Raw genomic sequence first — 11075 nt, 5'->3', positions numbered from 1 at the left:
GGCCGGCCGCGCCGGTGATCCGCTGGAACTGGTCGATCTATGGCGACGACCGCCGCGCCCATCCCGATCCGGTCGCGGCCGATGCGCGCCGCTTCGGCCCGGGCGCGCGGGCCGAGCAATTGTTCTTCCGCGCCGAACGACAGACGCTGCGAAAACTCCCACGGAGCGGCGACATCCTCTTTACCATCCGCATCTACATCGACCCGATCGCCGGGCTCGAACGCCATCCGGACGCCGCGGGGATTGCGGCGGCGCTGATCGACCAGCTCGGCGCGCTGACCGCCGAGCAGCTGGCGTACAAGGGGCTGGCGGTGGAGAGGGAGCGGCTGCTGGCCCGGCTGGGCGAGATCGGGGCGGGAGGGACGTGACCGGCCCCCGCCGGCCGGCCGCGCCACTCATGGCGTGATGCGGCGGTGCTGGGACGGAGCGAGTGGCTGCTGGTCGGGTCTGATGCGGCAAGCCCCCCACCCCGCCTATCGCGCCGCGGCGGCGACGGCCTCGGCAATCGGGGTCTTGCCCCTGACCAGCTGGAACGTCTTTCCAATGGTCTTGGGGTTGGCCAGCACGGCGACGACCGCCGCCGCGACGTCGGCGCGGGGGATCGATCCCGGCTCGATCGCTTCGGTCGTCAGCTGCACCTTGCCGGTGCCCCTGGCGTCGGTGAGCTCGCCCGGCTCCAAAATGGTCCAGTCGAGGCCGGAGGCGCGGATGGCCTTGTTGGCGGCGCGCTTCTGCTTGTAATAGTCGACCATCTCCGCGGTCGCCCAGGCGCCGGCAAGCTTCATCCCGGTCGAGGCGCCGATCGAGGCGATGCTCACATAGCGCCCGACCCCGGCCTTCGCCGCGGCGCGCAGCGTCCGCAGCGTGCCGGTGCGATCGAGCGCGCTCGACTCGCCCGTGCCCGACCCCGCCGCGAACACCGCGGCATCGGCGCCCTTGAGCGCATGCACCCATTCATCGAACGGCGAGGCGCTCAGATCGAGCCCCACCGTCTCCGCCCCGAGCTTCACCAGCGCCGCCATGTGCTTTGGATTGCGGATGGTGGCGACGACGGCATCACCGCGCGCCACGAGAGCTTTGACGATCAACAGGCCCGTGCGGCCATGGGCGCCGATGACGACGATGCGGGACATGGGGGCTCCTGGCCAGGGGACGAGGATCATAGCGCCGGCGATGGCATGTCGAAAGGCCGGCGCACTCTGCGTCGATGGCGACAGGACCCACTGCTGGACCTTGTCCTCGACTCTTAGCATATGTTGAGCAGGGAGATCTGGGAACTGATGCCCCATTGGACCGAGGACAGAGGTGGTGGAGAAGATAGTCGTCTTTGGTGACGAGAGCTTTGACGAGAGAGCAGCGTGCTACGCCATCTTCGCGGTCACCGAGTCTGACGTGGTGCGCGCCGAGGAAGCATTGGGCGATGCAAAGGTGCTTTCTGGAGGCCACGTAGGTTGGGCACTCCACGCCAAGACGGAATTCTTTGATGAAGCCCGTCGGCGTCGATCAGCATGGTCCGATTTTTCTTGGAACCAAATTTACGATCTCTACTGGAGTATTTTCGTTCGACTACTTCCGATCGCATCAACTCGCGTGGTTGGGTTTACGCCGTTGGTGAACGGCTCCTTGACCATTCCTGGTGGGAAGTGGACCGATCGGGACGGTAAGCTGGCGCCAATCGCACCGCAGGGAGATTTGACCCTTGACGGAGCGAGCGTTGCGATGAAGTGCGTTCAAGCTGCCTTGGCTCCCCTCGTAGAACGACATGGAAGTCACTGTTTGACATTTCGACCCGACCCGACGAGCACGATGCTTCCTTGGTATGGCAACCGTCGCTCTCAGAAGGCAGCGATCGACGGAATGTGGTTCGACGTGGGACGGGGAGCGGAGAGACTAGAAGTCGAGATTGTCAAGGGAACGAAGCCGCCACTCTTGGAAGTTGCGGATGCCCTCGCATTCATAGCGAGGAAGACCGCAAATCGTAGCCATTCAAACACAGGCCACCGATTTGATCTGTTACATGCACTTACCAATCCTGAGATGGTCAGGCTCGCTATCGGTTCTTAGCGGATGCTGCGAACGAAAAGGCCCGGGATCGCTCCCGGGCCTCACTCATTTCACATCGCTATAACGTCGTTCGTGTCAGGCTCCCGCCTCACACCGCTCCGCTCATATGCGCCAGCACCGCCAGCAGCAGCAGTGCCACGATGTTGGTGATCTTGATCATCGGGTTCACGGCCGGACCCGCCGTGTCCTTGTAGGGGTCGCCGACGGTGTCGCCGGTGACCGAGGCCTTGTGGGCGTCGGAGCCTTTGAGGTGCTTCACGCCGTGCGAATCCACGAAGCCATCTTCGAACGACTTTTTCGCGTTGTCCCAGGCGCCGCCGCCGGCGGTCATCGAGATGGCGACGAAGAGGCCCGTGACGATGACGCCCATCAGCATGGCGCCGAGCGCCGCAAAGCCTTCGGCGCGGCCGGCGATCCAGAAGATCGCGACGAAGACGACGATCGGCGACAGCACCGGCAACAGCGACGGCACGATCATTTCGCGGATCGCCGCCTTGGTCAGCATGTCGACGGCCTTGGCGTAGTCGGGCTTGGAGGTTCCGGCCATGATGCCCGGGTCCGCCTTGAACTGGCGGCGGACTTCGACCACCACCGATTGGGCGGCGCGGCCCACGGCGGTCATCGCCATGCCGCCGAAGAGGAAGGGCAGGAGGCCGCCGAACAGCAGGCCGACCACGACATAGGGGTTGGCGAGCGAGAAGTTCACCGCCGCCATGCCGTAAAAGAACGAGCCCTCGACGGCGTTGGCGACGAAGTACTTGAGATCCTCGGTGTAGGCGGCGAACAGGACCAGCGCGCCGAGCCCGGCCGAACCGATGGCGTAGCCCTTGGTGATGGCCTTGGTGGTGTTGCCCACCGCGTCGAGCGCATCGGTGTTGTGGCGCACCGATTTGTCGAGGCCCGCCATTTCGGCGATGCCGCCGGCGTTGTCGGTGACCGGGCCGAAGGCGTCGAGCGCGACCACGATACCGGCCAGCGCCAGCATGGTGGCGACGGCAAAGGCGATGCCGAACAGGCCCGCGAGGTTGTAGGTGACGATGATGCCGGCGACGATGACGAGAGCCGGGAGAGCCGTCGATTCCAGCGACACCGCGAGGCCCTGGATGACGTTGGTGCCGTGACCGGTGACCGAGGCTTCGGCGATCGAGTTGACCGGGCGCTTGCCGGTGCCGGTGTAGTATTCGGTGATGACGATGATCAGCGCCGTGATGACGAGGCCGGTGACGCCGCACCAGAACAGGCTCCACGGCGTGAACGCCTTCTCGGCGGTGCCGAGCGCGACGTTGAGATCGCCGAACACCCACCAGAGGATGGGGAGCAACGCGACCAGCGACAGGACGCCGGTGGCGATGATGCCCTTATAGAGCGCGCCCATGATGTTGTTGGAGGCGCCGAGCCGGACGAAATAGGTGCCCACGATCGAGGTGATGACGCAGGCGCCGCCGATGGCGAGCGGCAGGATCATGCCGGCGAGCTTGTAGGCGTCGGGCAAAACGATCGCCGCCAGCACCATGGTGGCGACGAGGGTGACCACATAGGTCTCGAAGAGATCGGCCGCCATGCCGGCGCAATCGCCGACATTGTCGCCGACGTTGTCGGCGATGGTCGCCGGGTTGCGCGGATCGTCTTCCGGAATGCCGGCCTCGACCTTGCCCACCATGTCGCCGCCGACGTCAGCGCCCTTGGTGAAGATACCGCCGCCCAGACGGGCGAAGATGGAGATCAGCGAGGCGCCGAAGCCCAGCGAGACCAGGCCGTCGATGACGTGGCGGTCGGCCGGGGCCAGGCCCTGCGCCTGGGTCAGGAAGGCGTAGTAGCCCGCGACGCCGATCAGGGCGAAGCCCGCGACCAGGAGGCCGGTGATGGCGCCCGAGGTGAAGGCGAGCTTCAGGCCCTTGGCCAGGCTCTCCGACGCGGCCTGGGCGGTGCGCACGTTGGCGCGTACCGAGATCAGCATGCCGGCGAAACCCGCGGCGCCCGAGAGCACCGCGCCGATCAGGAACCCGGCCGCCGAATACGAGCCGATCAGGAAGTACAGCGCGATCAGGACGACGACGCCCACGATCGAAATGGCGGTGTATTGGCGCTTCAGATAGGCCTGCGCGCCTTCCTGAATGGCGGCGGCGATCTCTTGCATCCTCGCGTTCCCGGGAGATTCCCGGAGCAGCGCAACGGTCTGGAAGATGCCGTACAGCACCGCCAGAACGCCGGCGCCGATCACCAGCTCAAGCGTTAAACTCATTATCTGAAAGCCCCTTTTGCAATTGCGCGGAGGGGGGACGACGCCAGCCTTAGGCGCGCGCGTCGGTGTGTTCCCGGCCCCATGGTGTTTCCCCAGTTGGAGCGTCTTGTGGCGACGCTCCTCTTATTTGAGAGGGTGAAAGTGCCAAAACTGATGCGCCGAAGCAACGGCGCGTTGGAATTGGCTGCTCAAGGTCGGAAATCGGTCCGGGCGCCCCAGGTCAAGGGGTCGGGCAGGCCGGTCCGCTTCTTGGGCGACTGCTCCAGGACGGTGACGCCCTTGACGTCCTTGGCCCCGCCGATGGCGATGGCCTCCCGCAACAGGCTGGCCTTCAGCTTGGCCTCATCGATCTTCGTGTAGTCGGTGGCCAGGGTGAAGGGCGTGCGATGCCCGGCGCGCACCAGGGCGTCGCGGAAATAGGGCTCCCGCGTACGCAGCTTGCCGGTGTTGGCCATGGCCGAGAGCTGAATCCGCACCGAGACGAAGACGTAGTTCACCACGACGCCGCGCGCCACCACCGGCAGGGCCACCGGCGCCAGGTCGACATACTGGCCGACCTCGGCCTTGCCTCCGCTGGGCTTGGGCTTTTCCGACGCGCGGGCGGGCCCGGCGAGCAGACCGAGGGTGGCGGCGGCGAGGAAGGCGCGGCGAAGCATGGCGCCACCGTGGGCCAATATGGTTTCCGGAAGCTTGCGGCGGCCTCAGCCGTGCCGCCAGCCCCCGGGGCCGGCCTCCAGCGCCGCGCCACCGGCCCGAACCTCGACCCCCTCGCCCTCCACGACCTCGCCGATCACCGTCAGGCCCAACAGGGCGGGCTGGTCGGACGGAGCGGTGCAGACGATTTCGTAGTCGTCCCCGCCGGTGGCCAGACGCAACCGGGCGGCGGCGGGATCGTCCTGGGTGGCCAGCCAGGCGTGCGCCGGCCCCGACAACGGCATTCGGTCGAGATCCAGCCGCATGCCGACCCCGCTGGCCTTGGCGATATGGCCGGCGTCGGCGATCAGGCCATCGGACACGTCGGCCGCGGCGCTGGCGTGGGCGCGCAGGGCCTCTCGAAGGTCCAGCCGGGGTGTCGGCAGCCGATGGCCCTCCGGCAGCCAGCGGCGGTCCAGCTCGCCCCAGCCCGGACCCCAGTCCAGCCAGCCGTCGCCGATGGGGCCGCTCACCAGAACCAGGTCGCCGGCCTTGGCCCCGGCCCGGCGGATCATCTTGCCCGTCGGGACCCAGCCCAGCAGGGTCATGCAGACCGTCAGCGGCCCCGGCGTCGACACCGTGTCGCCCCCCAGCAGGATCACCCCGAAGGCCTGGCCATCCTCGTCCAGGCCACGCGCGAAGGCCTGGCGCTGGTCCCAGCCGAACTCAGCCGGCCAGGCGGTCATCAGCAGATAGCCGTAGGGCTCGGCGCCCTTGGCCGCGAGATCGGAGAGATTGGCCCGCATCAGCCGCCGCGCGATGATGTCGGGCGGATCGTCGGGCTGGAAATGCACCCCGGCCACCAGGGCGTCCTTGGTGATCACCAGGTCGAAGCCCGGGCGGGAGGGAATCACGGCGGCGTCGTCCAACAGATCGAGCGCCTCGGCCGCGCCGCGGGTCAGCGGGCGGAACAGCCGGGCGATCTGTTCGAATTCATCCGGCGCGGACATCCTGCGCCACCTTGTCGAGGGCGCCGTTGACGAAGCCCGGCTCGGGCCCTTCGAAGAAGGACTTGGCCAGCTCGACATACTCGTCGATCACCACCTCGACCGGCACGTCGCCGCGGTGGGACAGCTCATAGGCGCCCGAGCGCAGGATGGCGCGCACGGTGGCGTCCAGCCGCTCCAGCCGCCAGCCGGCGGCCAGGCGCTTGACCACGGCGGCGTCGATCTCCCGCTGGCTCTCCACCACGCCGCGCACCAGCTCGGCGAAGAAGGCCTCGTCGGCGGCCGCCAGGGGGTCGCCCTCCCCGTCGCCCTCGATGCCGCGGTCGAAGCGGTGGTCGGTGAACTCGCGGATCACCGCCTCGACGCCGACCCCGGAGACTTCCATCTGGTAGAGGGCCTGGACGGCGGCGAGACGCGCCACCGAGCGGGCCTGCTTGGGCCTGCTCATCGGGCCTGCCCGCCCATCAGCTGGCTCTTCAGGGAGATCATGGTCAGGGCCGCGCGGGCCGCGCCGCCGCCCTTGTCTCCCTGGCTGGCGCGGGCGCGGGCCCAGGCCTGCTCCTCGTCCTCGACGGTGAGGATGCCATTGCCGATCGCCAGGCGGCGGCCGACGGCCAGGTCCATCAGGCCGCGGGCCGATTCGTTGGAGACGATCTCGAAATGATAGGTCTCGCCGCGGATCACCGTGCCGAGCGCCACATAGCCGTCATAGCGCACGCCGGTGGCGCCGCCTTCCTCGGCGAGCGCGATGGCGCCGGGGATTTCCAGGGCGCCGGGGACGCTGACGACGTCGTACTCCGCGCCGTGGGCCTCGATCACGTCCGTGGCGGCCTTGAGCAGCTCATCGGCCAGGTCGGAATAGAAGCGCGCCTCGACGACGAGGATGCGGATTTTCTCTTCGAGCATGGGTTCTTTCCGGGGCGGCGATCTGAGGTGGCCGCTCCCTTTAGGCTGTTTCTCGCCAGCGGGCGAGATACCGGGCCAGCATGTCGATCTCGAGATTGACCCTGGAGCCCACTTCCAGGGTTCCCAGGGTGGTGACGTCCCAGGTGTGGGGGATCAGGTTCACCCCGAAGACGTCGTCCTCCACCTCGTTCACCGTCAGGGAGACCCCCTCGACGGTGATGGAGCCCTTGGGGGCGATGAAGCGATGCAAGGGGCGGGGAACGCGGACCCTCACCCGGTGGCTGCCGCCCTCGCTCTCGATGGAGATCACCTCGCCGATCCCGTCGACATGGCCCGAGACGATGTGGCCGCCGAGTTCGTCGCCCACCCGTGCGGCGCGCTCCAGATTGACCGGGCGGCCTTCCTTCCAGTCCGCCAGGGTGGTTAGGGACAGGGTCTCGCCGGAAACCTCGACGGCGAACCAGCCGTCGGCCTTCTCCACCACGGTCAGGCAGCAGCCGGCATGGCTGATGGAGGCGCCGATATCGACGGTGGAGAGATCGAACTTCGTCTCGATCTCGAACCTGAGGTCGCGGTTGGTTTCGCGGACGGCGCGGACGCGCCCCACGTCTGTGACGATGCCGGTGAACATTCAGATCCTCTCGTAGCGTTCCCACACATCGGGACCCAGCACCTGAAGATCAACCCGCCTGAGCTTCGGCGCGTCGGAAAGCGCCTGGATGGCCAGGGCGCCGATCCCCGGCCGGCCCTCCCCGCCGATGATGATGGGGGCGCGGAACCACTCCAGGGCGTCCACCAGGCCACAGCGCAGGAAACTCGCCGCCACCTGGCCCCCGCCCTCCACGAACAGCCGCGACAGGCCCTCGGCGGCCAGGACGCGCACCACGTCGCGCAGTTCGGGCCGTTCCTCGCCCACCGCGTGGACCTGCAGGACGCGCACGCCGGCATCGGTCAGGCGCGGCTCCGGCGGCGTGGTGGCGATCAGATAGGTCGGGATGTCCCGGGCCGTGGCCACCAGCCTGCAGCCGTCGGCCAGCCGCTGGCGGCTGTCCAGCACCACGCGGGCGGGCTGAGGGCCGTGGTAGTCCGGCAGGCGGACGGTCAGCTCTGGATCGTCAGCGAGCGCCGTCTCGACGCCAACGACGACGGCGTCATGCTCGGCGCGCAGGCGGTGCACGGTTTCGCGCGACTCCGGCCCGGTGATCCAGCGGCTCTCGCCGGTGGCGGTGGCTATGCGGCCGTCCAGGGAGGTGGCGAGCTTGAGGGTGACGGTCAAAAGCCTCCCTCCCCTTCATGGGGAGGGACAGGCGGCGAAGCCGCCCGGGTGGGGAAATCCGGCGAATGGCGTGGAGGCGGCAGGTTTCCCCACCCGTCCGGCGCAACGCGCCGTCCACCCTCCCCATGAAGGGGAGGGAGAGGCGTGTTACCGATCATCCTCGGAGCCTTCGCTCAGGCCCTCTTCCCCGAGGAAGGTCGCGAACTCGCCGGCCTCGCGGAAGTCGCGATAGACCGAGGCGTAGCGGACATAGGCCACGTCATCGAGGGCCTTGAGCTGCTTCATCACCATCTCGCCCACCGCCGAGGACGGCAGCTCGGTTTCCCCCATGCTCTCCAGCTGGCGGACGATGGTGGAGATCATCTTCTCGATCCGCTCGGGCTCGATGGGGCGCTTGCGGGTGGCGATGGCGATCGAGCGCGCCAGTTTATCCCGCTCGAAGGGCGTGCGCCGGCCAGACCGCTTGAGGATGGTCAGCTCCCGCAGCTGGACCCGCTCGAAGGTGGTGAATCGGCCCCCGCACTCGGGGCACAGCCGGCGGCGGCGGATGGCCGCGCCGTCTTCCGACGGGCGGCTGTCCTTCACCTGGCTTTCGAGATGACCGCAGAACGGGCAGCGCATGATCTAGCCCTTCCGGCCAATCCAACCCCTATTAGAGGGATTAGCTGTAGATCGGGAAGCGTTTCGTCAAGGTCAGGACCTCGCCGCGCACCTTGGCCTCAATGGCGGAATTGTCGCCGCCGGCCGCGACGCCGTCGAGAACCTCGCCGATCCACTTGCCCACTTGGCGGAATTCGGCGGGCCCGAAGCCCCGCGTGGTGCCGGCCGGGGTGCCGACCCGCAGGCCCGAGGTCTGCATCGGGGGAAGCGGATCGAAGGGGATGCCGTTCTTGTTGGTGGTGATGCCGGCCCGCTCCAGGGCGATCTCAGCGTCGGCGCCCGAGACGTTCTTCGGCGTCAGGTCCACCAGCATCAGGTGGCTGTCGGTGCCGCCGGAGACGATCTTGAAGCCCGCCGCCTGCAGGCTGTCGGCCAGGGCCCGGGCGTTGTCGATGACCTGGCGGGCGTAGAGCTTGAACTCCGGCCGCAGGGCCTCGCCGAAGGCCACGGCCTTGCCGGCGATCACGTGCATCAGGGGCCCGCCCTGCAGGCCGGGGAAGACGGCCGAGTCGATCTTCTTGGCCCACTTCTTGGAGTTGGTGAGGATCATGCCGCCGCGGGGGCCGCGCAGGGTCTTGTGCGTCGTCGTGGTGACGATGTGGGCGTGGGGGAACGGGTTGGGATAGGCGCCGCCCGCCACCAGGCCAGCATAGTGGGCGATGTCCACCATCAGCAGGGCCTCGACGCTGTCGGCGATCTCGCGGAAGCGAGCGAAGTCGATGGCCCGCGAATAGGCCGAGCCGCCGGCGATGATCACCTTGGGCTTTTCGGCCAGGGCCACCTCGGCGGCCTGGTCGTAGTCGATCATGTTGTCCTGCTGGCGCACGCCATAGGCCACCGGACGGAACCACTTGCCCGACTGGATGACGCTCTTGCCGTGGGTCAGGTGGCCGCCGGCGGCCAGGTCCATGCCCATGAAGGTGTCGCCCGGGCTCATCGTCGCCATGAACACCGCCTGGTTGGCCTGGCTGCCCGAGTGCGGCTGCACATTGGCGTATTCGCAGCCGAACAGCTGCTTGGCCCGGTCGATGGCGATCTGCTCGACCTCGTCCACAACCTCGCAACCGCCGTAATAGCGTTTGCCGGGATAGCCCTCGGCGTACTTGTTGGTCAGGACCGAGCCCTGGGCCTCCAGCACGGCGTGGGAGACGATGTTCTCCGAGGCGATCAGCTCGATCTGATCCTGCTGGCGCTTCAGCTCCCGGGTCAGGACGCTGGAGACGTCCGGATCGCTCTCGGCGACCGGGGCGGTGAAGAAGGCGTCGATGAAATTGGCGGCTTGGGCGGTCATGGGTGGGCCTTTCGGGAATCTGGGGAGGACGGGCCTGGGCGGCTCTTTAGCGCCTTGGGCGCTGGGGACCAAATGCTGGGAACGAAGTCGGGGAACGGACGTTGACGCCTCACCGGAGGTGCACGGGCGATCATGCCCCTCACCGAACGGTTCGGCTTGTACCCAGGGGGCGCGTGATGAGTATCGACAGGGAAGCCGAGGAAGGGTCGGGCGAGGAAGTCCTGTCCCTGGCCACAGACATCGTCTCGGCCTTCATCAGCCGCAACAGCGTGGCGCAGAACGACCTGCCGGATCTGATCCGTTCGGTCCACCAGGCCCTTTCGGGCCTCGGCCAGGCGGCCGTCGCCCTGCCCGAGGAACGGCCGAAGCCCGCGGTTCCCATCAGCAAGTCGGTGCAGCACGACTTCATCGTCTGCCTGGAGGACGGCAAGAAGCTGAAGATGCTCAAGCGCTACCTGCGCTCGCGCTTCGACCTGAGCCCGGATGACTATCGTCGTCGGTGGGGATTGCCGCCGGATTATCCGATGGTGGCGCCGGCCTATGCGGCGCGGCGGTCGGACTTCGCAAAGCAGATCGGCCTGGGTCGAGGCGTGCGACGGCGGAGTTGAGATGAGCGGCCTGGCCGCCTGATCGTTCAGATAAGACTCGAAGTTGGCGCCTCTCCGAAGCGGTGGGTTAGGTCGCGAATATGCGCGCCCTCGCCCGATTGGGCAAGGCGGCCAGGGGGCTAGCCGCGCCGGAGCCCGCTGTCAGGCGGCGTAGCCGCCCACGCGCTTGATGTTGCAGTGGGCCCAGAGCATTTCCAGCGTGGCGGCCAGCTCGTCCATCATGGCGTCGGTATGGGCCGGCGACGGCGTGAAGCGCAGCCGCTCGGTCCCGCGTGGGACGGTGGGGTAGTTGATGGGCTGGACATAGACCCCGTGCTCTTCGAGCAGGATGTCGCTGATCATCTTGCAGTGGTGGGGGTCGCCCACCAGGACCGGGACGATGTGGCTC

The 11075-nt window shown here is 67.7% G+C and carries 14 protein-coding genes; 3 read left to right on the top strand and 11 right to left on the bottom strand.

The features are described from left to right. On the top strand, positions 1–368 hold a 368-nt coding region (locus Q7T09_RS14335; RefSeq protein ID WP_304700568.1), incomplete at its 5' end, for a heme-dependent oxidative N-demethylase subunit alpha family protein. Positions 369–473: 105 nt separating this feature from the next. Here Q7T09_RS14335 and Q7T09_RS14330 read toward each other — a convergent pair. After that, positions 474–1133, bottom strand: a complete 660-nt coding sequence (locus Q7T09_RS14330; protein WP_304700567.1) for an NAD(P)H-binding protein — start codon at positions 1131–1133, stop codon at positions 474–476. Positions 1134–1308: 175 nt separating this feature from the next. Here Q7T09_RS14330 and Q7T09_RS14325 point away from each other — a divergent pair, with 175 nt between their 5' ends. Then, a complete protein-coding gene (locus Q7T09_RS14325) occupies positions 1309–2064 on the top strand; it encodes a hypothetical protein (protein WP_304700566.1) in 756 nt (251 codons plus the stop codon). Positions 2065–2152: 88 nt separating this feature from the next. Here Q7T09_RS14325 and Q7T09_RS14320 read toward each other — a convergent pair whose 3' ends face one another. From Q7T09_RS14320 to glyA, 9 genes are all read right to left on the bottom strand, one after another. After that, positions 2153–4306: a sodium-translocating pyrophosphatase gene (locus Q7T09_RS14320; protein ID WP_304700565.1), complete on the bottom strand. Its 2154-nt coding sequence runs from the start codon at positions 4304–4306 to the stop codon at positions 2153–2155. Between the two features lie 188 nt (positions 4307–4494). Beyond that, positions 4495–4962, bottom strand: coding sequence for a hypothetical protein (locus Q7T09_RS14315; RefSeq protein ID WP_304700564.1), 468 nt, complete (start codon positions 4960–4962; stop codon positions 4495–4497). 45 nt (positions 4963–5007) lie between these two features. After that, entirely contained in the window at positions 5008–5949 is a 942-nt protein-coding gene (gene thiL / locus Q7T09_RS14310; RefSeq protein ID WP_304700563.1) for a thiamine-phosphate kinase, read from the bottom strand. Then, on the bottom strand, positions 5933–6394 hold the full coding sequence (nusB, locus tag Q7T09_RS14305; protein WP_304700562.1) for a transcription antitermination factor NusB: 462 nt from the start codon (positions 6392–6394) through the stop codon (positions 5933–5935). The genes thiL and nusB overlap by 17 nt, the downstream gene beginning before the upstream one ends. Then, positions 6391–6852 carry a 6,7-dimethyl-8-ribityllumazine synthase gene (ribH, locus tag Q7T09_RS14300; protein WP_304700561.1) on the bottom strand — a complete coding sequence of 154 codons (462 nt, stop codon included), beginning with the start codon at positions 6850–6852 and terminating at the stop codon, positions 6391–6393. Before ribH ends, nusB begins: the two co-directional genes overlap by 4 nt. A gap of 40 nt (positions 6853–6892) precedes the next feature. Further along, positions 6893–7483 carry a riboflavin synthase gene (locus Q7T09_RS14295; RefSeq protein WP_304700560.1) on the bottom strand — a complete coding sequence of 197 codons (591 nt, stop codon included), beginning with the start codon at positions 7481–7483 and terminating at the stop codon, positions 6893–6895. After that, entirely contained in the window at positions 7484–8128 is a 645-nt protein-coding gene (locus Q7T09_RS14290) for a RibD family protein (RefSeq protein WP_304700559.1), read from the bottom strand. A gap of 147 nt (positions 8129–8275) precedes the next feature. After that, positions 8276–8749: a transcriptional regulator NrdR gene (gene nrdR, locus Q7T09_RS14285; RefSeq protein WP_304700558.1), complete on the bottom strand. Its 474-nt coding sequence runs from the start codon at positions 8747–8749 to the stop codon at positions 8276–8278. Positions 8750–8789: 40 nt separating this feature from the next. After that, positions 8790–10079, bottom strand: coding sequence for a serine hydroxymethyltransferase (gene glyA, locus Q7T09_RS14280; RefSeq protein WP_304700557.1), 1290 nt, complete (start codon positions 10077–10079; stop codon positions 8790–8792). Between the two features lie 176 nt (positions 10080–10255). On the opposite strand from glyA, the gene Q7T09_RS14275 reads away from it, so the two are divergent. Further along, positions 10256–10687: a MucR family transcriptional regulator gene (locus tag Q7T09_RS14275; RefSeq protein WP_304700556.1), complete on the top strand. Its 432-nt coding sequence runs from the start codon at positions 10256–10258 to the stop codon at positions 10685–10687. Positions 10688–10828: 141 nt separating this feature from the next. On the opposite strand, the gene Q7T09_RS14270 is transcribed toward Q7T09_RS14275, so the two are convergent. Next, positions 10829–11075, bottom strand: a 247-nt coding sequence (locus tag Q7T09_RS14270) for an aminotransferase class I/II-fold pyridoxal phosphate-dependent enzyme (protein WP_304700555.1), incomplete at its 5' end; no start/stop codon positions are given.

This window comes from Phenylobacterium sp., assembly GCF_030645195.1.
Taxonomy (GTDB): domain Bacteria; phylum Pseudomonadota; class Alphaproteobacteria; order Caulobacterales; family Caulobacteraceae; genus Phenylobacterium.
This window is presented reverse-complemented; position numbering and strand designations above follow the sequence as displayed.

Bases quoted from the DNA above. Each gene is read 5' to 3' on its own strand.
- Q7T09_RS14330 (WP_304700567.1), bottom strand. From the start codon at position 1,133: ATGTCCCGCATCGTCGTCATCGGCGCCCATGGCCGCACGGGCCTGTTG.
- Q7T09_RS14320 (WP_304700565.1), bottom strand. From the start codon at position 4,306: ATGAGTTTAACGCTTGAGCTGGTGATCGGCGCCGGCGTTCTGGCGGTG.
- Q7T09_RS14315 (WP_304700564.1), bottom strand. From the start codon at position 4,962: ATGCTTCGCCGCGCCTTCCTCGCCGCCGCCACCCTCGGTCTGCTCGCC.
- thiL (WP_304700563.1), bottom strand. From the start codon at position 5,949: ATGTCCGCGCCGGATGAATTCGAACAGATCGCCCGGCTGTTCCGCCCG.
- nusB (WP_304700562.1), bottom strand. From the start codon at position 6,394: ATGAGCAGGCCCAAGCAGGCCCGCTCGGTGGCGCGTCTCGCCGCCGTC.
- ribH (WP_304700561.1), bottom strand. From the start codon at position 6,852: ATGCTCGAAGAGAAAATCCGCATCCTCGTCGTCGAGGCGCGCTTCTAT.
- Q7T09_RS14295 (WP_304700560.1), bottom strand. From the start codon at position 7,483: ATGTTCACCGGCATCGTCACAGACGTGGGGCGCGTCCGCGCCGTCCGC.
- nrdR (WP_304700558.1), bottom strand. From the start codon at position 8,749: ATGCGCTGCCCGTTCTGCGGTCATCTCGAAAGCCAGGTGAAGGACAGC.
- glyA (WP_304700557.1), bottom strand. From the start codon at position 10,079: ATGACCGCCCAAGCCGCCAATTTCATCGACGCCTTCTTCACCGCCCCG.
- Q7T09_RS14275 (WP_304700556.1), top strand. From the start codon at position 10,256: ATGAGTATCGACAGGGAAGCCGAGGAAGGGTCGGGCGAGGAAGTCCTG.